Annotated in this window: 24 protein-coding genes; 16 read left to right on the forward strand and 8 right to left on the reverse strand. The window is 70.3% G+C overall.

Going from position 1 to position 23,708, the window contains the following annotated elements:
* Positions 1 to 2: 2 nt before the first annotated feature.
* Entirely contained in the window at positions 3 to 980 is a 978-nt protein-coding gene (locus EZ242_RS01230) for a Bug family tripartite tricarboxylate transporter substrate binding protein (RefSeq protein ID WP_167784597.1), read from the reverse strand.
* 138 nt (positions 981 to 1,118) lie between these two features.
* Between EZ242_RS01230 and EZ242_RS01235 the strand changes: the two genes are divergently transcribed.
* From EZ242_RS01235 to EZ242_RS01255, 5 genes are read left to right on the forward strand one after another with little or no spacing between them, the layout of a single operon-like run.
* Positions 1,119 to 1,892, forward strand: coding sequence for an SDR family NAD(P)-dependent oxidoreductase (locus EZ242_RS01235; RefSeq protein ID WP_135283289.1), 774 nt, complete (start codon positions 1,119 to 1,121; stop codon positions 1,890 to 1,892).
* A gap of 28 nt (positions 1,893 to 1,920) precedes the next feature.
* Entirely contained in the window at positions 1,921 to 2,697 is a 777-nt protein-coding gene (locus EZ242_RS01240) for a GntR family transcriptional regulator (RefSeq protein WP_167784598.1), read from the forward strand.
* A complete protein-coding gene (locus EZ242_RS01245; protein WP_135283291.1) occupies positions 2,694 to 3,935 on the forward strand; it encodes an MFS transporter in 1,242 nt (413 codons plus the stop codon). Before EZ242_RS01240 ends, EZ242_RS01245 begins: the two co-directional genes overlap by 4 nt.
* Positions 3,922 to 4,704 (forward strand): enoyl-CoA hydratase/isomerase family protein, encoded by a 783-nt coding sequence (locus EZ242_RS01250; RefSeq protein ID WP_135283292.1) that lies wholly within the window; start codon positions 3,922 to 3,924, stop codon positions 4,702 to 4,704. Before EZ242_RS01245 ends, EZ242_RS01250 begins: the two co-directional genes overlap by 14 nt.
* Positions 4,705 to 4,706: 2 nt before the next feature.
* Complete coding sequence (locus tag EZ242_RS01255; RefSeq protein WP_135283293.1) at positions 4,707 to 5,903, forward strand: CaiB/BaiF CoA transferase family protein; 1,197 nt, start codon at positions 4,707 to 4,709, stop codon at positions 5,901 to 5,903.
* A gap of 144 nt (positions 5,904 to 6,047) precedes the next feature.
* On the opposite strand, the gene EZ242_RS01260 is transcribed toward EZ242_RS01255, so the two are convergent.
* Genes EZ242_RS01260 through EZ242_RS01275 form a run of 4 tightly spaced genes read right to left on the reverse strand, consistent with a single transcriptional unit; the run spans position 6,048 to position 10,489 of the window.
* A complete protein-coding gene (locus EZ242_RS01260; RefSeq protein ID WP_135283294.1) occupies positions 6,048 to 7,265 on the reverse strand; it encodes an ABC transporter substrate-binding protein in 1,218 nt (405 codons plus the stop codon).
* Between the two features lie 44 nt (positions 7,266 to 7,309).
* The gene (locus EZ242_RS01265) at positions 7,310 to 8,083 is read right to left on the reverse strand and encodes an SDR family oxidoreductase (protein ID WP_135283295.1); all 774 of its coding nucleotides are present in this window, start codon (positions 8,081 to 8,083) and stop codon (positions 7,310 to 7,312) included.
* 10 nt (positions 8,084 to 8,093) lie between these two features.
* Positions 8,094 to 8,921, reverse strand: coding sequence for an enoyl-CoA hydratase/isomerase family protein (locus tag EZ242_RS01270; protein ID WP_135283296.1), 828 nt, complete (start codon positions 8,919 to 8,921; stop codon positions 8,094 to 8,096).
* Positions 8,922 to 8,944: 23 nt separating this feature from the next.
* Positions 8,945 to 10,489: an AMP-binding protein gene (locus EZ242_RS01275; protein ID WP_135283297.1), complete on the reverse strand. Its 1,545-nt coding sequence runs from the start codon at positions 10,487 to 10,489 to the stop codon at positions 8,945 to 8,947.
* 109 nt (positions 10,490 to 10,598) lie between these two features.
* Here EZ242_RS01275 and EZ242_RS01280 point away from each other — a divergent pair, with 109 nt between their 5' ends.
* The 5 genes from EZ242_RS01280 to EZ242_RS01295 all read left to right on the forward strand — a co-directional run bounded on the left by EZ242_RS01280 (position 10,599) and on the right by EZ242_RS01295 (position 16,641).
* Entirely contained in the window at positions 10,599 to 11,447 is an 849-nt protein-coding gene (locus tag EZ242_RS01280) for an IclR family transcriptional regulator (protein WP_167784599.1), read from the forward strand.
* 545 nt (positions 11,448 to 11,992) lie between these two features.
* Positions 11,993 to 12,646 (forward strand): hypothetical protein, encoded by a 654-nt coding sequence (locus EZ242_RS21885; RefSeq protein WP_167784600.1) that lies wholly within the window; start codon positions 11,993 to 11,995, stop codon positions 12,644 to 12,646.
* Between the two features lie 46 nt (positions 12,647 to 12,692).
* Positions 12,693 to 14,363, forward strand: a complete 1,671-nt coding sequence (locus EZ242_RS01285; protein WP_167784601.1) for a response regulator — start codon at positions 12,693 to 12,695, stop codon at positions 14,361 to 14,363.
* Between the two features lie 235 nt (positions 14,364 to 14,598).
* Positions 14,599 to 15,522: a LysR family transcriptional regulator gene (locus EZ242_RS01290; protein WP_135283300.1), complete on the forward strand. Its 924-nt coding sequence runs from the start codon at positions 14,599 to 14,601 to the stop codon at positions 15,520 to 15,522.
* Positions 15,523 to 15,681: 159 nt separating this feature from the next.
* Positions 15,682 to 16,641: a Bug family tripartite tricarboxylate transporter substrate binding protein gene (locus tag EZ242_RS01295; protein ID WP_240786939.1), complete on the forward strand. Its 960-nt coding sequence runs from the start codon at positions 15,682 to 15,684 to the stop codon at positions 16,639 to 16,641.
* 74 nt (positions 16,642 to 16,715) lie between these two features.
* On the opposite strand, the gene EZ242_RS01300 is transcribed toward EZ242_RS01295, so the two are convergent.
* The gene (locus EZ242_RS01300; RefSeq protein ID WP_205960573.1) at positions 16,716 to 17,069 is read right to left on the reverse strand and encodes a DUF1622 domain-containing protein; all 354 of its coding nucleotides are present in this window, start codon (positions 17,067 to 17,069) and stop codon (positions 16,716 to 16,718) included.
* 647 nt (positions 17,070 to 17,716) lie between these two features.
* Here EZ242_RS01300 and EZ242_RS01305 point away from each other — a divergent pair.
* On the forward strand, positions 17,717 to 18,010 hold the full coding sequence (locus EZ242_RS01305; protein WP_135283301.1) for a hypothetical protein: 294 nt from the start codon (positions 17,717 to 17,719) through the stop codon (positions 18,008 to 18,010).
* A gap of 46 nt (positions 18,011 to 18,056) precedes the next feature.
* On the opposite strand, the gene EZ242_RS01310 is transcribed toward EZ242_RS01305, so the two are convergent.
* A complete protein-coding gene (locus EZ242_RS01310; RefSeq protein WP_135283302.1) occupies positions 18,057 to 18,779 on the reverse strand; it encodes an ankyrin repeat domain-containing protein in 723 nt (240 codons plus the stop codon).
* 121 nt (positions 18,780 to 18,900) lie between these two features.
* On the opposite strand from EZ242_RS01310, the gene EZ242_RS01315 reads away from it, so the two are divergent.
* A complete protein-coding gene (locus EZ242_RS01315) occupies positions 18,901 to 19,611 on the forward strand; it encodes a type 1 glutamine amidotransferase domain-containing protein (RefSeq protein WP_135283303.1) in 711 nt (236 codons plus the stop codon).
* A gap of 36 nt (positions 19,612 to 19,647) precedes the next feature.
* Here EZ242_RS01315 and EZ242_RS01320 read toward each other — a convergent pair whose 3' ends face one another.
* Entirely contained in the window at positions 19,648 to 19,845 is a 198-nt protein-coding gene (locus EZ242_RS01320; RefSeq protein WP_135283304.1) for a CsbD family protein, read from the reverse strand.
* A 142-nt stretch (positions 19,846 to 19,987) separates the two neighbouring features.
* Between EZ242_RS01320 and EZ242_RS01325 the strand changes: the two genes are divergently transcribed.
* Genes EZ242_RS01325 through EZ242_RS01340 form a run of 4 tightly spaced genes read left to right on the forward strand, consistent with a single transcriptional unit; the run spans position 19,988 to position 23,677 of the window.
* On the forward strand, positions 19,988 to 20,788 hold the full coding sequence (locus EZ242_RS01325; protein WP_240786940.1) for a FadR/GntR family transcriptional regulator: 801 nt from the start codon (positions 19,988 to 19,990) through the stop codon (positions 20,786 to 20,788).
* On the forward strand, positions 20,785 to 21,729 hold the full coding sequence (gene ltnD, locus EZ242_RS01330; RefSeq protein ID WP_135283305.1) for an L-threonate dehydrogenase: 945 nt from the start codon (positions 20,785 to 20,787) through the stop codon (positions 21,727 to 21,729). The genes EZ242_RS01325 and ltnD overlap by 4 nt, the downstream gene beginning before the upstream one ends.
* Complete coding sequence (gene otnK / locus EZ242_RS01335; RefSeq protein ID WP_135283306.1) at positions 21,726 to 22,982, forward strand: 3-oxo-tetronate kinase; 1,257 nt, start codon at positions 21,726 to 21,728, stop codon at positions 22,980 to 22,982. Before ltnD ends, otnK begins: the two co-directional genes overlap by 4 nt.
* Positions 22,979 to 23,677, forward strand: coding sequence for a class II aldolase/adducin family protein (locus EZ242_RS01340; RefSeq protein WP_135283307.1), 699 nt, complete (start codon positions 22,979 to 22,981; stop codon positions 23,675 to 23,677). Before otnK ends, EZ242_RS01340 begins: the two co-directional genes overlap by 4 nt.
* Positions 23,678 to 23,708 lie beyond the last annotated feature (31 nt).

Consider the following 23,708-nt stretch of genomic DNA (forward strand, 5'->3'; position numbering starts at 1 on the left):
CGTCACTCCACCTTGATGTTGGCCTCGCGGATCAGCTTGCCGCGCTGCTCGAACTCACGCTTCTGCAGCTCGGCCAGCTCGCTGCTGCCGCCGGCGACCACCTCCATGCCCGCGGTGGCGAGCTTGGCCTTGACCTCGGGGTCGCGCAGCACCTTCACCAGCTCGTCGCTCAGCTTCTTCGCGACGGGCTCGGGCATCTTGGCGGGGCCGAAGAAGGCGAGCCAGGACGGCATCTCGATGCCCGGAATCGATTCGCTCATGGTGGGCACGTTGGGCAGGCCCTCGGCGCGCTTGCCGCCGGTCACGGCGATGGCCTTGACCTTGCCGCCCTGGATGTGGGGGATGACGGTGATGGCACTGGCAAAGAGCATGGGGATCTGCCCGCCCAGCAGGTCGTTGAGCGCCGGGCCGCCGCCGCGGTAGGGAACGTGCGTGAAGGGCGCGCCGGTACGGGCTTTCAGCAGTTCGCCGGCCAGGTGGTGGGGCGAGCCGGTGCCCGAGCTGCCGTAGCTGCCCTTGCCGGGGTTGGCCTTGGCCCAGGCCACCAGCTCGTCGAGGTTCTTGGCCGGAACCGACGGGTGGACCACCAGGGCGATCGGGTTCATGGCCACCAGGGCCAGCGGCGTGAAGTCGCGGATGGGGTCGAAGGGCGGGGTGGCGGTGAGGTGGGTGTTGGCCGCATGGGTGGCGTCCGTGCCCATCACGAAGGTGTAGCCGTCCGGCGCCGAGCGGGCCACGTGTTCGGAGCCGATGTTGCCGCTGGCGCCGGCACGGTTGTCCACCACGACCGACTGGCCCACGTTGGCGGAGAGCTTCTGCGCCACGATGCGCGCCACCGCGTCGGTCGAGGCGCCGGGCGGGTAGGGCACCACGATGCGGATCGGCTTGTCCGGGTACGTGCCCTGCGCCACGGCCAGGCCGGGGGTGGCGAGCGAGAAGGCGAGGGCGGCCGCGGCAAGGGCGGCTTGGCGTCGATTCATCACGTTGTCTCCTGTTGGGGGCTCGGTCTCTCGTGAACATGAATGCAGTCGCTGCCGGCCGCGGGCATGGAAGGGGCCTAAACGTCCGGACGTCCGCATGTTATGCTCCTCCCCGTTCGCCTGTCAAACCAGCACGCCATGACCGCAGACCGTTCCCATTCGCCCCTGTCCGGCCGCGTGGCCCTCGTCACCGGCTCCGGCCGCAACATCGGCCGCGCCATCGCGCTGTCACTGGCCGCGCAGGGCGCGCGCGTGGTCGTCAACGGCCACAGCGACGCCGCGGCGGTGGACGGCGTGGTGGCCGAGATCGAGGCCCAGGGCGGCGAGGCGGCGGGGGTGATGGCCGACGTGGGCCGCGACGAGGACGTCGCGCGCCTGGTGCGCTCGGCCGTCGATCGCTTCGGCTCGCTGGACATCGTCGTCTCCAACGTCGGCATCCGCCGCAAGCAGCCTTTCCTGGAGATCACGCCCGAGCAGTGGGACGAGGTGCTGCGCACCAACCTGTCGGCCGCCTTCTACCTCGCGCGCCACGCCATCCCGCACATGCAGGCGCGGCGCTGGGGGCGCCTGGTGTTCATCTCCGGCTTCGACGGCTTCTGGGGCCAGGTCACGCACCGCGCGCACAACATCACGGCCAAGGCCGGCCTGCACGGCCTGGCCATGGCGCTGGCCCGCGAATTCGGCCCCGACAACATCACCGCGAACACGGTGGCCCCGGGCGCCATCGACACCGTGCGCGACTGGTCGCAGTACACCCACCAGCAGCGCGAGCAGCTGGAGAAGGAAATTCCCCTGGGCCGCTACGGCAAGGTGGAGGAGGTGGCCGCGGCCTGCGAGCTGCTGTGCGCCGAGCGCGGCGGCTTCATCTCGGGCCAGGTGATCCACGTCAACGGCGGCCACTACATGTATTGACCCGGCGGGCCTTGGCATGATCGCGGCCGTGAACGCCGAGACTCCCATGACCGAAGAGGCCGCCGCCGCGCGCGGCCCGCGCTACCAGCAGCTGACCGACACGCTGGTGCGAGAGATCCGCGAAGGCCGCTACCCCGTCGGCTCGCTGCTGCCCCCCGAACCCCAGTTGTGCCAGCGCTTCGCCGTCTCGCGCCACACCGTGCGCGAGGCCGTGCGCCACCTGTGCGAGATGGGCCTGGTCTCGCGCCACCAGGGCGTGGGCACGCGGGTGCGGGCGGCCCGCGGGGACAAGCAGTACGTGGCGTCCCTGTCCACGCTGGGGGACCTGATGGCCTACGCCCGGGGCACGCGCCTCGAGGTCCTGGGCTCGCGCTGGGTGGATGCGGACGAGGCGCTGGCCGCGCAGCTGCGCTGCGGCGAGGGCGAGCACTGGCTGGAGCTGGACACCTGCCGCTACGCCACCCTCGGCGGTGAGCCCATCGTGCACATGCGCGTGTACGTGCGGCCCGAGGCGGCCGGCATGCGCGAGGAGCTGGAGCGCGGGCAGGCCTGGGTCTTCGGCCTGGTGGAGAAGTACGGCGGCGAGCGCATCCTGGAGGCGCAGCAGGTGGTCGGCGCGGTCGCGGTGCCGGCCGACAGCGCCCGCGTGCTGGGCGTGCGGGCCAAGTCGCCGGGCCTGCTGGTGCGCCGCTTCTACCTCGGGCGCGGCGACCGGCTGCTGTCGGTCTCGGTGAACGTGCATCCGGTGGGCCGCTTCGAGCTCACCACCACCTGGCGACTGGAAGAAGCCGCGGGGCGCCCATGAGCGCGCCGCCGCGCCGGCCCTGGCTGGGGCTTCAGGCCACGCTGGCCACGCAGGTGCTGGCGACCTTCTCGCTCAGCGTCGCACCCGTGCTGGCCCCTGCGGTGGCGCCGCAACTCGGCCTGGCGCCCGAGCGGGTGGGCCTGTTCACGGGACTGGCCTACGCGCTGGCCATGCTCGCGGGCCTGGGCAGCGGCGCCTGGGTGGCGCGCCACGGCGCGACGCGGCTCATGCAGGCGGCGATGGCCTGCATGGCGGCCGGCCTGCTGCTGATGGCGGTGGGTGAGCCCGGCCTCTTCCTGCTCGCCGCCATCGTCATGGGCGCGGGCTACGGCAGCACCAACCCGGCGACGGCGGACATCCTGGGGCGACACGCGCCCCTGCGATCGGCCGGCCTCTTCTTCGCGCTGAAGCAGACGGGCGTTCCCATCGGCGTGGGACTGGCGGGGCTGCTGATGCCGCTGGGCCTGGCGGTGCTGGGATGGCAGGCCTCGCTGTTCGCGGCCGGCGCCTCCAGCTTGGTCCTCGCGCTGCTGCTGCAGCGGGTGGCGCGCAGTCTCGATGCCCGCGATGCCCGCGATGCGGCGCCCGCACCCGCACAGGCGGGCTGGGGTGAGGCCATGCGCCTCGTGCTGCGCCGCCCGGGCCTGCGCAACCTCAGCCTGGGCTCCTTCGCCTATGCGATGGCGCAGCTGGGCTTTCTCACCTTCGTGGTCGCCTTGCTGCACCTGGAGCGCGGACTGCCGCTGGGGGTGGCCGCGGGTCTGCTCTCTGCCTCGCAGCTCGTGTGCGTCTTCGTGCGGGTCGGCACCGGGTACCTGTCCGACCGCTGGGCCAGCCCGCGCACCGTGCTGGCGGCGCTCGGCGTCGGCGCGGCGGCGAGCTTCACGCTGCTCGCGCTGCTGCCGGCTTCCGCCCCCACATCCCTGCTGGCCGTGGCCGTCATGGCCTGCGGCGCCACCAGCATGGGCTGGAACGGCGTGTACTTCGCCCAGATCGTGCGTTCGGTCGAGCCGCACGAGCTGGCGGCCAGCGCCGGCGCGGTGCAGTTCTTCACCTTCGGCGGCGGCCTGGTCGCACCGGTACTGTTCGGCCTGTGGCTGGCGCAGGGCGCGAGCCACGCGTCCGGCTACCTGGCGCTGGCCGGGGTGGCCGGCGCGGGTGCCGTGCTGATGCTGCGCTCGGCCCCGCCGGCCGGCCAGCCTTCCACTTCTTCTTCCGTGAGCCATGAGCACTCCTGAATCCCAGTCCCTTCCACCCTCGCTCGACATCGCGGGCGGCGTCGCCCGCATCACGCTGCGCCGCCCGGCGCACCGCAACCGCCTGCACAACGAGGACCTGGCCCTGCTGGTCGAGGCCTTCGGGCGCGTGGACGGCGACGCTTCCGTCCGCGTGCTGGTGCTGGACGCCCAGGTGCTGGCCGAGCGGCCGGTCTTCAGCGCCGGCTACCACACGGGCGAGTTCGACGGCGGCCGGCCCGCCATCGAGTTCGAGGACGTGGTGCAGGCGCTGGAGCGCCTGCGCCCGGTGACGATCTGCATGCTGGCGGGCAGCGTGTACGGCGGCTCCACCGATCTGGTGCTGGCCTGCGACCTCGCGCTGGCGGCCGAAGGCATCGAGATGCGCATGCCGGCCGCGGCGCTGGGGCTGCACTACTACCCGAGCGGGCTGCAGCGCTACGTGTCCCGGCTGGGCGTGAGCGTGGCCAAGCGCGCCTTCCTCACGGCCGAGCCCCTCGACGCCGAGACCCTGCTGCGCGTGGGCTACGTGAGCGAGCTGCATCCGCGCGCGGCACTGGCCGCCCGCGTGGACGCGCTCGCGCGGCACATCGCCACGCTGTCGCCCCTGGCGCTGGAGACCACCAAGCAGTCCCTCAACGAGCTGGCGCGCGGCGAATTCGATGCGGCGCGACTGCGCGAACGCATCGACCGCACCATGTCCAGCGAAGACTTCGCCGAGGGCCGCCGCGCCTTCGCCGAGCGGCGCAAGCCTCGGTGGAAGGGGCGCTGAACATGCCTGCCATCCATGCCGGCCAGGCCCTGGCGAAGCTGCGCGTCCTCGACCTCTCGCGCGTGCGCGCCGGGCCGACCTGCGTGCGCATGCTGGCCGACTTCGGCGCCGACGTCGTGCGCATCGAGCCGCCCCCCGGCGTGGACGACAACGAGAACATGTTCGTGGACAGCCGCGAGGGCAGTGACTTCCAGAACCTGAACCGCAACAAGCGCTCGCTCACGCTCAACCTCAAGCACCCGCAGGGCCGTGCCGTGCTGCAGCGCCTGGTTCGCGATGCCGACGTCGTCGTGGAAAACTGGCGCCCCGATGTGAAGCACCGCCTGGGCATCGACTACGAGTCGCTGCGCGCCATCAACCCGCGCGTGATCCTCGCCAGCATTTCCGGCTTCGGCCAGGACGGGCCTTACGCCGGCCGGCCCGGCTTCGACCAGGTGATCCAGGGCATGGGCGGGCTGATGTCGGTGACCGGCTTTCCCGAACACGGCCCGGTGCGCGCGGGCATCGCCGTGGCCGATTCCAGCGCGGGCCTGTACCTGGCGCTGGGCATCTTCGCGGCGCTGCTGGAACGCGAGCAATCGGGCCAGGGCCAATGGGTTCAGGCCTCGCTCCTGCACGCGCAGATCGCCATGATGGACTTCCAGGCCGCGCGCTGGCTCAACGAAGGCCAGGTGCCCGTGGCCTGCGGCAACGACCATCCCACGGCCAGCCCCATGGGCCTGTTCCGCGCGAGCGACGGACAGGTCAACATCGGCGTGGCCGGCAGCGGCAACTGGCGGCGCTTCTGCGAGGTGCTGGGGCAGCCCGGGTGGATGGAGGATGCGCGCTTCCTCGACGTGAAGGACCGCATCGCGAACCGCGCCGCGCTCACGGTGGAGATCGAGCGCGTGCTGGGCACGCAGCCCGTGAGCCACTGGGTCGAGGCCCTGAACCGCGCGGGCGTGCCGGCCGGGCCGGTCTATTCCGTGCCCGAGGTGTTCGAGGATCCGCAGGTGCGGCACCTGGACGTGGTGGCCGAGGCGACCAGCGCCGGCGGTCGCAAGCGCCGCTTCATCACCCAGCCGGTGCAGCTCTCACGCACGCCGGGCTCGGTGCGCAGCGCCGCGCCGGGCTGTGGACAGCACACGGACGAGGTCCTGCGCGAGGCGGGCTACGAGGACGCGCAGATCCGCGCCCTGCGGGAGGCGGGGGTGGTGTGAGCCTGTCCACTCCCTCCCCCTCTGGGGAGGGCAGGGGAGGGGGCCACGAACGCCGACCACGCTGCTTCGCGCGAGGCCCCCATCCCAGCCTTCCCCCGGAGGGGGAAGGTGCCTCAGTCGAACGGCGTTCCGCGCTCCGCTCGCCTACTTCTTCACCAGGCTGCAAGTGGACTTGGCGATCGGCTGGAACGCCTCGTCGCCGGGGATGGTGGCGAGCACCTTGTAGTAGTCCCAGGGATGCTTCGATTCGCCGGGCTGCTTGACCTGCACCAGGTACATGTCGTGCACCATGCGGCCGTCCTCGCGGATGGTGCCGTTCTTCGCGAAGAAGTCGTTCACCTTCGTGCCTTTCATCTTCGCCATGACGGGCGCTGCGGCGTCGGTGCCGGCGGCCTTCACGGCCTTGAGGTAGTGCAGGGTGGACGAATAGTTGGCCGCCTGGATGGCCGTGGGCATCTTCTTCATGCGCTCGAAGTAGCGGCGCGCGAACTGGCGGGTCTGTTCGTCCAGGTCCCAGTAGAAGGCCTCGGTGAGGATCAGGCCCTGCGAGGCCTGCAGGCCCGCGCTGTGGATGTCGGTGATGAAGACCGCCAGGCCCGCCAGGCTCTGCTTCTTCGGATCGACCCCGAACTCCTGCGCCGACTTGATGGCGTTGATGGTGTCGGCCCCGCCGTTGGCCAGGCCGATGATCTTCGCGCCGGAGTTCTTGGCCGAGAGCATGAACGAGGAGAAATCGCTCGCGCCCAGCGGGTGGCGCGAGCTGCCCAGCACCTTGCCGCCGTTGGCGTTGACCACCTCGGTCACGTCCTTTTCGCTCTGGTGGCCGAAGGCATAGTCGGCGGTGAGGAAGTACCAGCTGTCGCCGCCCTTCTTCAGCAGTGCGCGCGCCGTGCCGTTGGCCATGGCGTAGGTGTCCCAGGCGTAGTGCACGCTGTTGGGCGTGCAGGCGTCGTTGGTGATGCGCGTGGCGCCCGCGCCGTTGACGATGGCGATGCGGTCCTTCTGCTTGGCCACGTTCATCACCGCCAGGGCCACCGCGGAGTTGGTGAGGTCGGTCACCATGTCCACGCCCTCCCGGTCGAACCACTCGCGCACCTTGCTGGAGGCGATGTCCGGCTTGTTCTGGTGGTCCATCTCCAGCACTTCGATGGGCTTGCCCAGCACCTTGCCGCCGAAGTCCTCCACGGCCATGCGCACGGCGGTGGCCGAGCCGCGACCCGACAGGTCGGACAGCGCACCGGTCATGTCGGTGACCACGCCGATGCGCACGGTGCCGTCACTGCCGCCCGATTGGGCCTGGGCCAGAGGTGCGAGGGCCAGCGCGAGCGCGGCCGAGAGCAGGGTGGAACGGAAGGGGGTCATGGGCTTGTCTCCTGGTTGTCGTGGCGCGGATGCGCCGGGGCCTGTCAGATGACGTTGCGGGTCAGCCCGCCGTCGATGCAGATGTTCTGTCCGGTGATGTAGGCCGCCTGGGGCGAGGCGAGGAAGGCGCAGAGCGGTCCGAAATCGGCCGCGGTCCCCAGGCGCCCCACGGGAATGCTTTGCGCCATCTGCGCGCGCACCGCGTCCTCGCCGATCTGCTGCCTTTGCGCGCGGTCGCGGATCACGCGCTGCAGGGCGCCGGTGTCCATGAGGCCGGGCAGGATGCCGTTGACCGTGATGCCCTGGCCGGCCACCTCGCGGGCGATCGACCCCATGGCACCGGTCAGGCCCACGCGCACGCTGTTGGACAGCGCCATGTTCGGGTACAGCTCCTTCACGACGAAGGAAGTGATGTTGATGACGCGCCCGAAGCCCCGCGCGCGCATGGCGGGCAACCAGTGGCGCACCAGCTCCAGCGGCCCCAGGATGTTCTGCTCGTGCGCGCGCCGCCATTGCGCGGCGTCGGTCTCTTCGAAAGGCGCGGCCGGCGGTCCGCCCGCGTTGGTGACGATGATGTCCGGCGCGCCGATGGCGTCCACCGCGGCGACCAGCGCGCGCCGCTGCGCCTCGTCGCCCACGTCGCCGGGCACGAAGTGGCCGCTGGCCAGTTGGTCCGCTGCCGCTTGTCCGTGCGAGGCGTCTCGCCCGTTGACGATCACGCGCGCGCCGGCTTCGTCCAGCGCCTGCGCGCAGCCCCAGCCGAGTCCGCGCGTGCCGCCGAGCACCAGTGCCGTCCGTCCCTGCAGGTCGATGCGCATGGCGCGGCCCTCAGAAAGGACAACCCGGCTCGAAGCGCGGGGCGCGGCGCTCGCGCAGCGAGGCGACGCCTTCATAGACGTCGGGGCCGGAGAAGCCCATGAACTCGAGCGCGAGCGAGCTGTCGAAGCTCGGCCCGGCCAGGCGCAGCCAGTTGTTCAGGGCGTACTTGGTCCAGCGGATGGCGGTCTGCGAGCCCTGCGCCAGGCGCTGGGCGACCTCGAAGGCGCGGGGCACGAGATCGGCCTCGTCCACCGTGAGCGACACCAGGCCGATGCGCTCGGCTTCCTCGCCGGAGACGGCGTCGCACAGCAGCAGGTAGTACTTGGCCTTGGCCATGCCGCACAGGAGCGGCCACACGATGGCCGCATGGTCGCCGGCAGCCACGCCCAGGCGGGTGTGGCCGTCGATGATGCGCGCGGTTTTCGATGCGATGGAGATGTCGGCCAGCAGGCCCGCCACCAGCCCCGCGCCCACGGCCGGCCCGTGCATGGCCGACACGATGGGCTTGGAGCAGTTGATGACGCCATAGACCAGGTCGCGCGCCTCGCGCCAGACGCGGGCGCGCACGTTGAAGTCATTGGCCATGTCCTCGACCAGGCCCAGGTCGCCGCCGGCCGAGAAGCCCTTGCCCTCGCCGCGGATGATGGCCACGCGCACCTCGGGGTCGCGGTCGATGTCCTGCCAGATGGTGGACAGCTCGCGGTGCATGCGGTGGTCGGCGGTGGAGAGCTTGCCGTTGGGGCTCTGGTCGGCGCCCATGACGATCTCCAGGATGCCGTGGTCATGGCGGCGCAGCGCCAGGGCTTCGTAGTGCGCGTAGGGCGCGGCGTTCTGCATGGTGTTCCTTTCAGTCCCGGGGACTAGATCTTCTTGCGGCCTTCCCAGTACGGCTCCTTGAGCACGTTCTTCTGGATCTTGCCGATGGGGGTCTTGGGAAAGCCGTCGACGAACTTCACCAGGCGCGGGCGCTTCAGGCGCGCCAGCTTGGCTTCGCACTGCGCGACGACCTCGGCTTCGCTCAGGGCCTGGCCCGGCTTGAGCTGCAGGTAGGCGGCCGGCACCTCCCCCCACTTGTCGTCGGGGATGCCGAAGACCGCGCACTCGGCCACCTGCGGCAGCTCGTACAGCACGTTCTCGATCTCCTTGGGATAGACGTTCTCGCCGCCCGAGATGAGCATGTCCTTGGCGCGGTCCACCAGCGTGAGGTAGCCGTCGGCGTCCATCACGCCGATGTCGCCCGACAGGCCCCAGCCGCCGCCCACGCGGAAGAAGCCGGTGGTCTGCTCGGGCTCGTCGTAGTAGGCCATCATGAGGTTGTCGCCGCGCGAGGCCACCTCGCCCAGCTCGCCGACGGCCGCGCGCGTGCCGTCGCTGCGCAGGACCGCCACGTCCACGTTGTAGGGCTGGCGGCCCACCTGGCCCAGCTTGGCGGGAAGGGCTGTGTGCGGCAGGGCGGCGATCACGCCCATCTCCGACTGGCCGTAGATCTGCGTGAGCCTCAGGCCCGGCAGGCGGCGCATCAGCTCCACCTGCACCCAGTCGGGCATGGGCGCACCCGCGAAGGACAGCTTGGTCCAGCTGGCCAGCGCCCGCGATTCGAGCTGCGGGTGGATGGCCAACGCATTGGCCTGCGTGGGCACCATGAAGGCGGCGGTGATGCCTTCTTCCTCCACGGCGTCGAGGTAGGCGTCGGCCGACCAGGGCGTGACGAACACCGAGGTGGCGCCGATCAGCACCGCCGGCTGGAACATGATGTTCAGCGCCGCGACGTGGAAAAGGGGCGTGACGATGCCCACCACGTCCTCGGCCGTGAGGTGCTCCTCCACCACCACGGTGTGCGCGGTGATGGCGCGGGCGCGGTGGTTCATCAGCACGCCCTTGGGCCGGCCGGTGGTGCCGCCGGTGTAGGTCATGCAGAAGGCCTCGCGCTCGTCCAGTTGCACCGCGGGCGGCTCGGCACTGGCGGTTTCCAGGAAGGTCGCCAGGCTGGGCGCGTCCGCCGAGTCGCCGATGCACAGGTAGTGCCGGATGCCCGGGCACTCGGCGCGGATGGCGGCGACCTTGTCCGCGAAGGCCGCGTCGAAGATCAGCACCTGCGTGCGCGACTTGTTCAGGACCCAGGCGAGTTCCTCCGGCGCGTACAGCACTGAGATGTTGTTCTGCAGCAGGCCGCTGCGCGCCACGCCGAAGAACACCGTGCCGTACTCGGGCAGGTTGCGCGAGAGCATGGAGACGGTGGCGCCCCGGGGCAGGCCCAGGGCCAGCAGCGCGTTGGCGAGGCGGTCGGCGTCGGCGTCGAGCTGGCGGTAGCTCACGCGGCGCACGCCGGCAGGCCCGCGGAACACGATGGCCGGCTTGTCCGGGAAGCGGGTGGCGGAGCGCCTGAGCATGTCGCCCGTGAGCATGGTGTTTTTACGATTTGCAGAAATGATTTCCGCGAATCATAAAATCAGGCCCGTCGCCGCCCATTGGTGTCAACCCTCGGGCGGCCTTCACTTACAGTCGGGCACATCCATGCCAGTTGCCGATTCCGATGACGCAGAACGCACCCAGGCGGGCGTCCAGTCCCTGGAGAACGGGCTCGCGCTCGTGCTGGTGCTGGCGCACCACCGCCGGCCCATGAAGCTCACGGCGGTGGCCGAGCAGGCTGGCGTGTCGCCGGGCAAGGCGCACCGCTACCTGGTGAGCTTCATGCGCGCAGGCTTCGTCTCGCAGGACGAGGAGACGGGCCTCTACGGCATCGGCCCCGTGGCGCTGGAGTTCAGCCTGTCGTGCCTGGCCACGCTGGAGCCCATTTCGCTGGCCACGCGCGAGGCCGAGCGCCTGTGCGCGCAGACCGGGCACACCGTGGCCGTGGCCGTGTGGGGCAGCTTCGGCCCCACGGTGGTCCGCTGGGAGCAGCCCGCGCACCCGGTCATGGTCAACGTCGGCCTGGGTTCGGTCTTCCCCTTGTACCGCTCGGCCACTGGGCGCGTCTTCGCCGCCTTCATGCCCGAGGAGCTGGTGCGCGAGTACGCCGCCAAGGCCGGCCAGGAGGCCGACACCGAAGGCGACGAGGTGGAGACCATCGAGCAGGTGCGACGGCGCGGCATCGCCAGGGCGCAGGGCGACTTCATGCAGGGCATGAGCGCCTTCGCCGCGCCCGTCTTCGACCACCGCGGGCGGCTGGTGCTGAGCGTGACCATCCTGGGCTACCGCGGCAGCTTCGACCACCGCTGGAGCGGGCCTGTCGTCGCAGCCCTGCGCGAATCGGCCGCGGGATTGTCGAAGGCGCTGGGCTACGAGGAAGCGGCGGCGCCGCAGGCGCCAGGCGAGGCGCCTGCGCCAGCACCAGTGCGCCGCGGGCGCAGGCGCGGCGCCTGATCCGCCTGCCGGCGTCGGCGACGCCGGCACCCGAAACCTGAAACATCCAGTCCTTCATGCCCGCGGCTTCCTGCGGGCAAGGCGCCCGTGCGCGCGCCCGGCCGCCGTGCCGCCGTCCCCCCGGCGAGCCTGCCTCGGCTAGCACGAGAACCGCGCGGCCCATCGCATGAAAAGCGTTTCTGGTGCTGGCGTCATCGGTGGCGCGTCTGTCTCATTGTCCTGTACAAAATGTTAAAGTCGCGTCCGTCTATGCAGCCCACCCAGTCTCCGCGCCTAGCCTATATCCCCTCTGAAAATGAGCAAATAGCCTGCACTTCGGGGTTTGCCGCTGGCCCGGTGGGGGCCGGTGATCTCGATGAAATTGACCTATTTGTCATAGACAAAACACTTGGCTTGACGCCCGACGCGGGTGCTTCGGTGTCCCTGCGCCCGCGACCCGGCCGTATCCGTCCTTCCTTGACCCGCCGGGCGCGGCGCGCGCCCGAGCGGACCGGCACACCCGGTAACGCTGCCGCCACGTCCACCCACCCTCAGTGAGCCTGCCCTTGTCCTTCACCCGCCTCAGCGTCGCCCACCGCCTGTATGCCAACTTCGGTGTCCTGGTCCTGCTGTTGCTCGGACTGACTGCCCTGTCGCTGGTCAAGGTCTCGACCATCCGCACGGCACTGACCGACAACAGCACCGAGCACTCCCAGATCCAGCGCTTCGCCATCAATTTCAGGGGATCCGCCCACGACCGCGCCATCGCCATCCGCGACGTGGTCCTGGCGCCTGCCAGTGACGACCGCGCGAAGGAAGTGAGCACCATCGACCAGCTCGCGCGCTTTTATGCGCAGCCCGCCGCGCCCCTGGAAGCCATGATCGCCAAGTCCTCCGATGCGACCAGGCTGCGCGAGATGTACGGGGCCATCAAGGTCATCGAGGACCGGGCCGTCGATGCCACCCGCCGTGTCGCAGCGCTGGAGGCCGCCGGTGAGTCGGAGCGCGCTCAGAACGCTGCACTCGTCGAGGAAAGTGCCGCCGCGGCAGCGAGCCTGCGCGCCCAGGCGCAGGAACTGCTGGAATCGGTCTCCGCCTTCAAGCTGGCCGACCGCGAGACTGCGGACGCAGGCCTGTCGTTCGCGCACGCCGCGGCTGGCGCTGCGCGCGCGCAGCCGCTCCCGTCCGCGCGGCTGCAGTTGGTGGCGACACATGCTTGACCCAGGGGGTTTTCCCGCGCCAGGCCGCTTCATGTCTGTTCCTGCGATGACAGCTTCAGTTTGTCCTACCCGTCGCGCCGGCGGATTCCCCTCCGGTGAGGATGCGCTGCAGCGCACGGCGCCGATGGTCGCCTGCCGGTCGGACCTCGATGCCTCGAACCTGCTCCTGGCCGAAGCGGTCCGGGCGGTGGACACCAGCATCACGATCGGGCGGGTGCAGGCGCCGGGCTCGATCCCGATCATCTATGCCAACGCGGCCTTCTATGCGATAACCGGCTACGCGCCCGGCGAAGTCATCGGACGGGACTGCCGCTTCCTCCAGGGGGCGGACTCCGAGTCTTCGGAGATGGAGCGACTTCGCGCCGCCCTGCAAGGCGGGGAGTCCGTCACGGTGAAGCTTCGCAACTACAAGAAGTGCGGCGAGTCGTTCTGGAACGAGCTGACGCTGTCGCCGCTGCGCGATGCATCGGGCAGCATCACCCATTACATCGGCCTGCAGCGGGACATCACGCGCACCGAGACCATCAGGCAGGCACTGGAAGAAAGCCGCCGTGCCGCGGCGGCCGCTGAAGCCGCCAACCGCGCCAAGGCCGCATTCGTGGCCACCATCAGCCACGAGATCCGCACGCCGCTCAACGGCGTCATCGGCCTGACCAGCCTGCTCACGAGTGCGGCGCTCCCGGCCCTGGAAGCCAGCTACGTCCGGGCGATCAAGAGCTGTGCGGACGCGCTCTCCGGACTCGTGAACGACGTGCTCGACTTCTCCAAGATCGAGGCCGGCCAGATGGTGGTGCAGCCGATCGACTTCAGCCTGCGTGAGCTGCTGGAGACCACGGCGGACTATTTCAGGACGGCCGCCATGGACAAAAGCCTGAGCTTCACGATGCAGGTGGGCCCCGATGTCCCGGACTCCATCCACTGCGACCGCCAGCGCCTGAGCCAGATCCTCTTCAACCTCCTGGGCAATGCGCTGAAGTTCACGCGCGAAGGTGGTTTCTCGCTCGACGTGTCCGTCGATGCGGATGGCCCGCAAAGGCGACTGCGCTTCGCGGTCAGGGACACCGGCATCGGCATCGCCGAGCAGGACCGCCACAAGCTGTTCAAGTGGTTCTCGCAAGCCGACACCTCCTCGACGCGGGCCTACGAAGGAACGGGCCTGGGCTTGGCCATCTCGCGCGACCTCGCCAACCTCCTGGGCGGCGACGTGCGGTTCAGGCCCGGCCCCGCAGGCGGCTCCTGCTTCACGCTCGACATACCGTGCACCGAGGCGAGCGCCGTGCCGCCGATGGCTGACGCCGCGAACCAGCAGCGCGCGAGGAGGAGGAACCAATCCATCCTCCTGGTGGAGGACAACGACGTGAACCAGCTCGTCGCCACTGCGCTGCTGGACCGGCTCGGATGGACGCAGGTCACCACGGCCTCCGACGGCCAGCAGGCGGTGGACTTGTGCCGGGCGCAGGCCTTCGACCTCGTGCTCATGGACTGCCAGATGCCGGTCATGGACGGCTTCGAGGCCACCCGCCGACTGCGCGCGGCGGGCATCACCGTGCCCATCGTGGCGCTCACCGCCAGCGCCATCGCCCAGGACCGGGAGCGCTGCCTCGCCATGGGCATGAACGACTACCTCACCAAGCCGATCGATGCGGCAGCGCTCGCCGCCGCCATGGACCGATGGCTGGCCGTGCCGGCGCAGCAGCGGTCCGGCCGGCCGGCCTGAGGCCCGGGCGGCGCGCCAGCGCCAGCGCCCGGGCCGCGGACCTGCCGGCCACCAGATAATGCGATCCGCGCTGCACGTACGCGCGGATCGGGGTGAGCATGGGCAAGGTCTTCGTGAACGTCGGACCCAGTCCGGATGGCTGCATGGCACCGGAAGGCATGGTCGCCAAGGGACCGTTCGCGGGCGCCGGTTCCTCCAGGTACCGGCGCGGGCGACAGGCGCGGCCGCTGTCCCTATGAAGGCCCTCGACTCCCTGCGCATCTTCGTCGCCACGCAGCGCAAGGGCAGCCTCTCGGCCGCCGCCCGGGCCCTCAGCCTGTCGCCGGCCACCATCTCGCGGCGCATCAGCGCGCTGGAGGAGGAGCTGGGCGTGCAGCTGGTGGACCGCACCAGCCGCAACCTGCGCATGACCGAGGCCGGCCAGGCTTTCCTGGTGCGGGCCGAGCAGGTGCTGGAGGCCATGGCCGAGGCGGAGCAGGCGGCCCGCCAGACGCGCCAGCGCCCGGAAGGACGGCTGCGCGTGCACTCGCGCACCCAGATCGGGCTGCGGGTGGTCGCGCCGCTGCTGCCCGCCTTCGCGCGCAAGTACCCGGACATCCAGCTGGAGATGGAGCTGTCGGAGCAGCCGGTGAACCTGGTGGAGCACGACTTCGACGTGGACATCCGGACCGGCGAATCCAACGACTCGGGTTTCGTGATCCGCCGTTTGCTGAGCAGCGACGAGGTGCTGGTCGCCAGCCCGGCGTTCGTGGCGGCGCATCCGCGCATCAAGCACCCGGCCGACCTGCTGCAGGTGCGCTGCCTGACCTACCGGCGCGACCGGGAGGCCACGAGCTGGAAGTACCTCGACGAAGGCGGCGAGCAGAAGGAGCTGCCGATCCAGGGGGCCCTCAGCTGCAACAACGGCGAGCTGCTGCGCCTGGCCGCCATGGGCGGCATGGGCGTCGCGCTGCTGTCGGCGCCCACCATCCAGTCCTGCCTGCAGGACGGCACGCTGGTGCGCCTGCTGCCCGAGTACCGCTTCGCGGTCCGAACGTTCTCCAACGGCGTGTTCGCTGTGTTCCGGCAGAGCCGGTCGCTGCCGCTCAAGGTGCGCGCCTTCGTCGATTTCCTCGCCGACGAGCTGCGCGATCCGGCTGACCGTCCGTCGGGCGAATAGCCGGGCCGCGTGCGGGCGCTGTAAACCAGCTTTGCACACCTTGCCGATCCGGCCGTCCACGCGGCCACTAGACTGGCCCCGCCAAGCCCTTGCCGGCTGCGTACCGGCGTATCCCGATTCCACATCCGTGCCCCGCCACAGGGGACCAAGGAGACAAATGTGATTTCCCGCAGGCTCTTTTCCGGCGTGCTGTTCGGCCTCATGGCCACCCTGGGCACCGCCCAGGCCCAGCAGGCCACGCGCTTGATCGTTCCCTTCCCCGCCGGTGGCGGCACCGACCAGTACGTGCGTCTGCTCGCCGCGGAGCTGACCAAGCGCGGCATGCAGACCGTGGTGGAGAACAAGCCGGGCGCCAGCGGCATCGTCGCCGCCGACCACGTGGCGCGCTCGCGCCCCGACGGGCAGACCGTGCTGGTGTCCTCGCTGGGCACGCTGGCCAACAACACGGTGCTCTACGACAAGCTGCCCTACGACCCGCGCAAGGACTTCGCCCCGGTCACGCAGATCGCCTACCAGCCGGCCATCATCGTCGGGCGCACCGACCTGCCGTACAAGAACATCAAGGAGATGGTGGAGTACGCCAAGAAGAACCCGGGCAAGATCAACCGCGGCTCGCCCGGCGCGGCCATCCTCACCAACCTGGCGCCCATGAGCTTCGAGAAGTCGCTGGGCATCAGCACCACGCACATCCCCTTCAGCGGCGACGCGCCCGCGGTGCAGGCCCTCCTGGGCGGCAACATCGACATCCACGGCACCTCCATCACCGGATCGCTGCCGCACATCCGCAGCGGCAAGCTGCGCGTGCTGGGCGTGATGGACAGCAAGCGCATGCCGCAGGTGCCCGAGGCCCCCACCTTCAAGGAGCAGGGCTTCGACCTGGAAGCCACCCTGTGGTATTCCCTCTCGGTGCCCGCGGGCACGCCCAAGGACAGCATCCAGAAGTTGAACAAGGCCGTGAACGAGGTGATCGCCGACCCGGCCTTCGTGGAGCGGGCCCAGGCCATCGGCATGGAGCCGCGCGGCGGCACGCCGGAGGAACTGGATCAGTTCGTCAGGACGGAGGCGGACCGGTGGCTGCCGGTGTTGCAGAGTTTGAATCTGCCGAAGCAGGGGCAGTGAGCGAGCTCGGATGAAGAAAGCGCCGCTTTTCGCGGCGCTTTTTTTTGCATTGGCGGGGACACGATGGGCGTCGCTCAATCGGCCGGTGGACCGCCACGCCGGAACGGACGGTCGCCCATCTCGAAGTCCAGCGTCAACGCCAGCAGCACGCGGATCACGACGATCACGGCCAGCACCGCTGCACTCTCCAGGGTTTGGGTGAAGGTCACGGTCCGGATGATGTCCCCTGCGATCAGGAATTCCAGGCCGAGGATGAGCGAGCGGCCCAGGTTGGTCCGCAGTTCCTGGTAGGCCGGCACAAACCCTTGCGAAAGCAGCCGCGGCACTGAAGCGGCCAGTGCTGCGGTGAAGCCCAGGAGGATGACGGCCACACCCACGGCCTCGACCATGGAACCCACCACGCCGAAAGTCTGCTTGATCGTCTCCACGCGGTCACCTCAGGCTGAATGGGCAGGCGAATGAGCGGGCACGTCTGCATTGCGGACCGCAGGAGCGAACACGCGCACGGCTTCATCCGACGGCAACGAAGGAAAGGATGGCATCGAAGTCTTCTCCTTGACGTGGCTTCCACTCTAGGCGCAAGGACGCCTGTTGAGCCGCATGCTCACGCGCCAGCAGGGGAGCGGCTTTCACAGGCCACCTGCCCACCGCGGCACCTCCATACCGGCTCGCTGCCCCACATCCGCAGCGGCGAGCTGTGCGTGTTGGGCGTGGTGGACGCCGAAGCAGGGCCAATGAGAGAGCCTGTGTAGAAGCAGCGCCGCTGATGCGGCGTTTTTTTCCATCGCGCGGGTCGAGCCCGCAGATTCGATCGCTATTCAGACCGCATGTCGCAACCGAGTTGCTGGAATCCGATGATGGATGCGCATCCATCGCTAGGGAGGGGCCAGGAGCAGCACCTGTCGTGCCACCAGAGTGGCGAAAGAAGCAGGGACGGGTCTAGACTTGTTGCATGACCCTCGAACGTGCCGGGACACACCGCCGAATCGGGGCGCCAGATGGGTGCAGATCGGGAAGCCGACTCGCCGAGATTTGGCAGTGCCTGTTGGTCTAAGGAGTTGAAATGCGCTTACGGATGGGTTTCGTCATCGTTGGAGCTTGGACGCTCTTTTCCCTGGCAGTCCTGGTCTCCTTCCTGCCCGTCGCAGGCGATGCCCTGCCGGGTGGGGAGCTTGGGATGCTGATGTACGTGGCCTCATTTCCGTCCAGCATCCTGGTCGGCATCGGCCTGAACCAGTCTGAGTTCGGTTCGATGTCTCAAACCGGGTTTTCGAACGCTTTCGCCGTGTGGCTGCCATTCTTTGCCGCCGGATTGCTTCAGTGGGCAATCATCGGGGCGGCAGTGGAGAGGTGCAGGTCGAAGCGCTAGGAGTGCATGGCTGCGCGCCATACGCGGGGAGTGCCCGAAGCTCAACTCACCTCGCCCCCGCCCCCTCCAACATCCTCACCATCTCCCCATACCCCCGCCCCCGCGCCAGCTGCAATGGCGTCCGCCCCTCCCGGTCTGCGAGCTGCAAATCCGCCTTGGCATCGATCAGCGCCTTCAACGTCGCCTGGTGCCGCCGCCCCCCATCCCCCAGCACGATCGCCTCGATCACAGCCGTCCAGTGCAGGTTGTTCACATGGTCCAGCGGCGCGCCCGCGGCGATCAGGCGGCGCACGACGCCGTCGTGGCCCAGGTGCGCGGCGGCGATCAGGGCGGTGCCGTCGTAGCGGCTGGTCGTGAGCTTCGCGCTCGCGCCCAGCGACAGCAGCAGGTCCAGGGTCTCCACGTCATCGGCGACCGAGGCGATGGTGACCGCGTCGTAGCGGTCGTGTTCCAGCAGTTCCAGCCCGGCGCCTGCGCGCGCCAAGGCGCGGATGGCGGCGTGCTGCCTGGCGAAGGTGGCGACGTGGAGGGGCGTGCGGCCGTGGCGATCGCGTGCGTTCAGGTCGGCTTTCGCGGCCACGAGCTTGTCGATGAGTTCGATGTCGCCGCGGTGCGCTGCGGCGTGCAGCCCCTGGTAGGCCGCCACCTCGGCGGGGGAGGGCGCCACCTGGGCGCCTGCGGGCAGCCCGGCGCTGCCGAGCAGCGCGGCCAGCACCACCGCGCGCAAGCCGGTACGCCATGTGGACGAGTCATGGAGGAGGCCGCGCATGCCGCGGATTCTTGCACGCGACCGGGGCGCATCGGTCGGTGCGGCGTCGAAGCCTACAAGCCCAGCCGCGGGTCGCCACCTACCATCGGCCCCCCCTCACTTTCGAGCGAAGAGTGCCCCCATGAAAATCCTCCTGGTCCTCACCTCGCACGGCCAACTCGGCAACACCGGCAAGCCCACCGGCTTCTGGCTGGAGGAGCTGGCCGCGCCCTATTACGTGTTCAAGGACGCGGGTGCCGAACTGGTGCTCGCCTCCCCCAAGGGCGGGCAACCGCCGCTCGATCCCAAGAGTGACGAGCCCGACGCGCAGACCGAAGCCACCCGGCGCTTCCGCGCCGACCGCGACGCGATGCAGGCCCTGGCCAGCACCAAGCCCCTGGCCTCGGTGAAGGCAGACGAATTCGACGCGGTGTTCTATCCCGGCGGCCACGGTCCGCTGTGGGACCTGGCCGAGAGCCAGGACTCGCGCGCGCTGATCGAGTCCACGCTGGCCGCGGGCAAGCCCGTCGCTGCCGTATGCCATGCGCCCGGCGTGCTTCGCCATGTGCGGGCACCCGACGGCACGCCGCTGGTCAAGGGCAAGCGCGTGACCGGCTTCACCAACAGCGAGGAAGCGGCCGTGGGGCTGACCCAAGTGGTGCCCTTCCTGGTCGAGGACATGCTCAAGGCCAACGGTGGCCAGTACAGCAAGGGTGCCGACTGGCAGTCGCACGTCGTCACCGACGGGCTGCTCGTCACTGGGCAGAACCCCGCCTCGTCGGCCGAAGGCGCCAAGGCCCTGCTGCAGGCGCTGCAGGAGAGCACGGCAAACCAGGGCGCACCGGCGAACTGAGTCGGCGCCGAGCTGACGCGCCGCGCGCCGGGCGCGTCAGCGCTTGGTTTCGATTTCCCGCAAGCGCCGTTCCGCTTCCGGCCGATCCACGCCCTCGCGGTGCTCGATGTGCCGCAGGACGTGCTCACGCTTGTCTGCTGCGGTGTCCAGCTCGTGGTGGGTGAGGTGTTCCCATTGCGCCATCAAGCGCGCCTTGAACTCGATCCAGTTGTCTCGCCAGAGATGGTCGTGCATAGCAGCCGCTTCCAAGCCAAGGTGATGGCAAGCATACGCCGTCCGCCACGTGCCTCCCAGCGGTGCGGCACGGGAAACTACCAAGGCGTGGCGCGCTCGGGATTCGTACGATGACCCGACAACTTCATCCGTACGCGTTCCCGTGCCGCCCTCCCGGTCCAGTCTCCAGACCACGTCGTTCCTGCAGCCCGATCGCCTGAGCGACCGGCTGGCGGCCAAGCTGCGCGAGCGGATCGATTCGGGTGACTGGCCCCCGGGCCACCAGTTGCCGACCGAGCAGCGCATCATGCTGGAGTACGGTGTCTCGCGCACCGTCGTGCGCGAAGCGGTGAGCCGGCTCAAGTCCATCGGGCTGCTGCGCCTGCGACAAGGGTCGGGGACCTTCGTTGCCGTGCCCGGGGAGCAGGCGCGCTCGCTGGCTTTCGATCCGGCGGTGCTCACCTCCCTCACGGCTGTGCTGCACATCGTGGAGGTCCGTCGCTCGCTGGAAGGCGAGATCGCCGCGCTGGCCGCTGCGCGCATCACCCCAGCCAAGTCCGCCGCCATCGAGGCCGCGCTCGCTGCCATCGACGCCGCCGTGTCCAATGGTGAAGACGGCGTGGCGCAGGACCTGCAGTTCCACCGGGCCATCGCGCGCGCCACCGACAACCCGCAGTTCGAGCACCTGCTCGATTTCCTGGAGCAGTACCAGCTCGACGCGATCCGGCTCACGCGCGCCAACGAAGCCGCGCATGGCGAATTCATGCGGCAGGTGCGCGCCGAGCATGCGGCCATCGCCCGCGCCGTGACCCGGGGCGACGCCGCCGCCGCCCGCCGCGCCGCGGTGCGGCACATGGTCAATGCGGTGCGCCGCATCGAGCAGGCCGACCGGGGCGTGCGACAGACCCTGCTCGACGCCCTGCAGGCCCGGGCGCGGCACCTGCAGGCCGGAGGCGGCGCATGACCGGGGGAGCCACCGCGAAGGAACAGGAACCGGCGCAGGCGCGAACGCTGGGCGTCGTCGGCCTGGGCTCGATGGGCCTGGGCGCGGCGGTCTCGGCCCTGCGCCGGGGCGTGCCGGTGGTCGGCTGCGACCCGCGCACCGAGGCCCGCGCTGCCTTCGAGGCGGCCGGTGGCCGTGCCGTCGCCCGCGCCGCCGACGTGGCGGACTGCGATGTGGTGCTGCTGCTGGTGGTCAACGCCACCCAGACCGAAGACGTGCTGTTCGGCCCCGACGGCTTGGCCACGCGCCTGCGCCGGGGAGCGGTGGTGGTGGCGTCGGCCACCGTGGACCCGGTCTTGCCGCCGCAGTGGGAAGCGCGCCTGGCCGGGCGCGGCGTGCACCTGATCGACGGACCGGTCTCCGGCGGCGCCACGAAGGCCGCCGAAGGCCAGATGACGGTGATGGCGTCCGGGCTGCCCGAAGCCTTCGAGGCGGCGGGCGGCCTGCTCGACTCCTTCGCCGGCAAGGTCTGGCGCCTGGGCGATCGCGCGGGCATCGGCTCGACGGTCAAGATGGTCAACCAGCACCTGGCCGGCGTGCACATCGCGGCCGCCTGCGAGGCGATGTCGCTGGGCCTGCGCGCAGGCGCCGATGCGCGCCAGCTCTATGAGGTGATCTGCGCCAGCGCCGGCATGAGCTGGATGTTCCAGAACCGCGTGCCGCACATCCTCGAAGGCGACTACACGCCGCGCTCGGCGGTGAACATCTTCGTCAAGGACCTGGGCATCGTGCTCGATGCCGCGCGCAAGCTGTCGTTTCCGCTGCCGCTGGCGGCCTCGGCCCACCAGCTGTACCTGGCGACCGCGGCCATGGGCCACGGCGCCGAGGACGACTCGGCGGTGGTCAAGTACTACGCCGCGCTCGCCGGCCTCACGCTGCCGGGCGGGGAGGGCGACGCATGATCCTGGGCGTGATCGCCGACGACTTCACCGGCGCCACCGACGTGGCCAGCATGCTGGTGCGCGCCGGCATGCGCACCGTGCAGGTGATCGGCGTGCCCGAGGGCCCGCCGCCCGAGGACGCCGACGCGGTGGTGGTGGCCCTCAAGTCGCGCACCTGCCCGGCGCCGCAGGCCGTGCGCGACTCGCTGCAGGCCCTGCGTTGGCTTCAGGCCGGTGGCGCACGCCGGTTCTATTTCAAGTACTGCTCCACCTTCGACTCCACCGCGCAGGGCAACATCGGTCCGGTGGCCGAGGCCCTGCTGGACGCCTTGGGCAGCGACTTCACCATTGCCTGCCCGGCTTTCCCCGAGAACGGGCGCACGGTGTTCCGGGGCCACCTGTTCGTGGGGGACCAGTTGCTCAGCGACTCCGGCATGCGCGAGCACCCGTTGACGCCCATGACCGATGCCAACCTCGTGCGCGTGCTGCAGGCCCAGTGCCGTGGGCGGGTCGCGCTGGCCGGGCACCCGGTCGTGGCCCGGGGGCCCCAGGCCCTGCGCGCGCACTTCGATGCCTTGCGCGCCGCCGGCGCGCGCTTCGCCGTGGTCGATGCCATCGACGACGCCGCCCTGCGCACCCTGGCCGGCGCCTGCGCCGAGCTGCCGCTGGTCACCGCGGGCTCGGGCCTGGCGCTGGCGCTGCCGGCCGTGTACGAGGCACAAGGCCTGCTGCGCCCTGACGCGCAGGCGGCCCGCCTGCCGGCGGTCGGCGGGAGCGCGGGGGTGCTGTCCGGTTCGTGCTCCAGCGCCACCCGCGAGCAGGTGGCGCACTGGCTGGCGCAGGGCCGCCCGGCCTATCGCGTGCAGGCCCGCGCCCTGGCCGCGGGGGAGGACGTGGCGGCCCAGGCGCTGGACTGGTCGGCGGCGCAGGGCGAGACGCCGGTGCTGGTCTATGCCACCGCCGCGCCCGAGGAAGTGCGTGCGGTGCAGGCCGAGCTGGGCGCGCAGGCCGCCGGGCAGCTGGTGGAAGATTGCCTCGCGCGGGTGGCGGCCGGATGGGTCCAGCGCGGCGTGCGACGGCTGGTGGTGGCCGGTGGCGAAACCTCGGGCGCCGTGGTGCAGCAGCTTTCGGTGCAGCGCCTGCGCATCGGCCCGATGATCGATCCGGGCGTGCCGTGGACGCAGGTGGCAGGCCGGCCCTTGCTGCTGGCGCTGAAGTCCGGCAATTTCGGCACCCCCGATTTCTTCGCCAAGGCCTTGGCGCAGGTGCAATGAACGAGGCGCCCGCCATCGCCGCTCACGACCCCACGGCCTGGCTGCGCGCCGAGGTCTGCCGCATCGGCCGCTCGCTGTTCGCGCGCGGCTACGCGCACGCCAGCGCCGGCAACATCAGCGTGCGCGTGCCAGAAGAGGCTGGCGGCGGGTTCCTGATCACGCCAACCGACGCCTGCTTGGGTTTTCTGCAGCCGGGCGAACTCGCCTGGGTGGACGATTCCGGCGTGCAACGCAGCGGATTGCGCGCGAGCAAGACCCTGGCCCTTCACCGGCGCATCTACGCCGCCGATCCGCAGGCCGGCTGCGTGGTCCACACGCATTCGACGCACGCGGTCGCGATCACGCTGCAGGCGCCCGATGCGCGCGGCGACCTGCTGCCGCCGATCACCCCGTACTTCGTCATGAAGGTGGGGCACGTGCCGCGCATCGGCTACCACCGCCCCGGCGATGCCCACGTGGCCGATCTGGTGGCCCAGGCCATCGAGCAGGCGGCGCGTGCGGGCGGGCGCCTGCAGGCGGTGATGCTCGACCGGCTCGGACCCACCGTCTGGCACCGGGGCCCCGCCGAGGCCATGGCGGTGCTGGAAGAACTCGAAGAGACGGCACGCCTGTGGCTGCTGTGCCAGCCGCGACCGGCGCCGCTGGACGAGGCGCGGATCGACGAGCTGCGGCAACAGTTCGGTGCCGCCTGGTAAGACAAGAACAAGAACAAGAACGAGAACACGC

The sequence above is a fragment of the Ramlibacter rhizophilus genome, from assembly GCF_004681965.1.
In the GTDB taxonomy this organism is placed as follows: Bacteria; Pseudomonadota; Gammaproteobacteria; order Burkholderiales; family Burkholderiaceae_C; genus Ramlibacter; species Ramlibacter rhizophilus.